We start from the raw sequence: 2,747 nt of genomic DNA on the forward strand, positions 1-2,747 counted from the left end.
GTCGAGTGTTCGAGTCACTCACGCCCCACCACCGAATACAGAAAGGCCGGAAGCAGCAATGCTTCCGGCCTTTTGCTTTGTGCGCTTGCTTGATTGGCTTATCCGCTGCGGCGCAGGCACATGCCCACGCCACAGCAGTCCGTGCATCAGGTGCCCTGGCTGGCCCGCTCGAACAGCGTACGTGCCAGCGCGCGATGGCGCAGCAGCACGTTGGGCAGGTCGGCCGTCAGCAGTGCACCGTCGCGCACCACTTCCCTGCCGTTGATCACGCTCGCCGCGACATTGGCCGGCGTGCAGAACACCAGCGCCGCCACCGGGTCATGGCCGGCGCCGGCAAAGCCGACCTGCGACATGTCGAAGGCGACAAAATCCGCCGACATGCCCGGCGCCAGCGCGCCGATATCGTCGCGGTTGAGCACGCGCGCGCCACCCAGCGTGGCAATCTCCAGCGCCTCGCGCGCGCTCATGGCGGCCGGCCCGTAGCCAACGCGCTGCAGCAGCATGGCCTGGCGCGCCTCGCCCAGCATATGCGCGCCGTCGTTCGACGCGCTGCCGTCCACACCCAGGCCCACCGGCACGCCCGCATCGCGCATGGCACGCACCGGCGCAATGCCGGACGCCAGCCGCATGTTCGAGCACGGGCAATGCGCCACGCCGGTCCCGGTGCGGGCAAACAGCGCGATGCCCTCGTCGTCCAACTTGACGCAGTGCGCATGCCACACATCGTGGCCGACCCAGCCCAGGTCCTCGGCATACTGGGCCGGCGTCAGGCCGAATTTCTCACGCGAGTAGGCAATGTCGTTGTCGTTCTCGGCCAGGTGCGTGTGCAGCGACACGCCATAGTGCCGCGCCATATTGGCCGATTCGCGCATCAGGTCGCGCGACACCGAAAACGGCGAGCACGGTGCCAGCACCACGCGCAGCATCGCGTGGCGTGCACTGTCGTGGTACTGCTCCACCAGCCGCTGGCTGTCGCGCAGGATGGCGGCCTCCTCTTCCACCACCACGTCCGGCGGCAGGCCGCCCTTGCTGCGGCCCACGCTCATCGAGCCGCGCGCGGCGTGGAAGCGCATGCCCATCTCCTGCGCCGCGGCAATCGAGTCATCCAGGCGCGAGCCGTTCGGGAACAGGTAGAGGTGGTCGCTGGTGGTGGTGCACCCGGACAGCATCAGCTCGGCCATCGCAGTCTTGGTCGACACCGCGATCATTTCCGGCGTCAGGTGCGACCACAGCATGTACAGGTTGGTCAGCCACGAGAACAGCTCGGCGTCCTGCGCCGCTGGCACCGCACGCGTCAGGCTCTGGTACATGTGGTGGTGGGTGTTGACCAGGCCGGGCGTGACCACGCGGCCGCGCATGTCTAGCACCTGCGCGCTGCCGTCGTCGACCATGCGCCGGTACTGCAGCGGCAGTTCCGAGGTGGGGCCGACCCACTGCACGGCGGGGCCTTCGGCAACCAGGGCGCCATCGCGGATCTCGCGGCGCTCCGCGTCCATGGTGACCAGCACGTCGGCGTTCAGGGCAATCAGGGTCATGGCGGAATTCCTTCTGCAAAACGAATTGGGGGACTGGATGGCCGCCAGTCTACGGCGGCGCGGTGCAATCCCCCAAGCGCAGAATTCCGATCATCCTGTCCACAAAAAGTGGACACCTGCGGCACCCTGTCGCTCAGCGTGCCTGCGCGAACAACACCGCCAGCGCGTCGCCGATGCGCTCGGCCATCAGCTCGGCCGCGGCGCTGAGCGGGCCGCGAGCGCGCGCCACCAGCGTCAGCGTCTGGCCCTGCAGGTGGCGGTCGCGCAGCGGCACATAGACCAGCGCCTGGCGGGCGCGCTCTTCCGTCACATCGAGCGGGTTCAGCAGCGCGATGCCGGTGCCCAGCATCACCAGTTGCCGGATCAGCGCGGTCGAGGTGGACTCCGCCACCGGCGAGACCTCGATCGCATTGCGGGCAAAGGCCGCATCAAGGATGGCGCGGATCGACAGCGAGGGCGCCGGCAGGATCAGCGGATAGCCGACGCATTCGCTCAGCAGCGCCGATTGCCGGGCTGCCAGCGCATGGCCCGGCGGCACCACCGCGCCGATCTGCCAGTCGCTGGTGGCCAGCGCGCGGAAGGCGGGCAGCTCAGGCAGGTCATAGCCAAGGCCCAGGTCGGCGTCGCCCTGCTCCACCGCCGCGATGATGTCGGCCACCGGCAGGTCGGCGACGCGCACCACGATGCCCGGGTAGCGCTGGCGGAAGTCATGCACCAGCGACGGCATCAGCGAGCCCGCCAGGCCGGCCGTGACCGCAACGGTGACCTCGCCGCGGCGCGCGCCCTTGAAGTCCTCGATGCGCTCGCGCAGCGCGTCGTGCTCGCGCAGCGTCTGGCGCACGTGGGCCAGCACCATCTCGCCCAGCGGCGTCAGCCGCAGCCGCTTGTTGATGCGCTCAAACAGCGGCGCACCCAGTTCCGCCTCCAGGTCCAGGATCTGGCGGTTGACCGCGGTCGGCGCCACATGCAGGTGCTCGGCCGCCTTGCGGATCGAACCGCGGCGGACGACTTCGTCGAGATAGCGCAGGACTCTGGCGTGCATGGGCTTGGGCAAGCTGGTGGAGAGAAACCACTGCGCGGGATGCGCGCGGTGGCCTGGCATTGTAGCGGCCAGTGCAGCCTGGCTCGCAAAAATTGCGCGAAGGCTATTGCGTCTTATCCAATACCTTGCTACAATCTTTTTCTTCGTTGGGGCGTTAGCTCAGTTGGTAG

The 2,747-nt window shown here is 68.3% G+C and carries 2 protein-coding genes; both read right to left on the minus strand.

Annotated elements, in window-relative coordinates:
- Positions 1 to 146 precede the first annotated feature (146 nt).
- The gene (locus tag CF68_RS34585) at positions 147 to 1,535 is read right to left on the minus strand and encodes an 8-oxoguanine deaminase (RefSeq protein WP_035828034.1); all 1,389 of its coding nucleotides are present in this window, start codon (positions 1,533 to 1,535) and stop codon (positions 147 to 149) included.
- A gap of 133 nt (positions 1,536 to 1,668) precedes the next feature.
- Complete coding sequence (locus tag CF68_RS34590; protein WP_035828037.1) at positions 1,669 to 2,577, minus strand: LysR family transcriptional regulator; 909 nt, start codon at positions 2,575 to 2,577, stop codon at positions 1,669 to 1,671.
- Positions 2,578 to 2,747: the final 170 nt, after the last annotated feature.

It is taken from the genome of Cupriavidus sp. SK-4, assembly GCF_000611125.1.
Taxonomy (GTDB): domain Bacteria; phylum Pseudomonadota; class Gammaproteobacteria; order Burkholderiales; family Burkholderiaceae; genus Cupriavidus; species Cupriavidus necator.

Bases quoted from the DNA above. Each gene is read 5' to 3' on its own strand.
- CF68_RS34585 (WP_035828034.1), bottom strand. From the start codon at position 1,535: ATGACCCTGATTGCCCTGAACGCCGACGTGCTGGTCACCATGGACGCG.
- CF68_RS34590 (WP_035828037.1), bottom strand. From the start codon at position 2,577: ATGCACGCCAGAGTCCTGCGCTATCTCGACGAAGTCGTCCGCCGCGGT.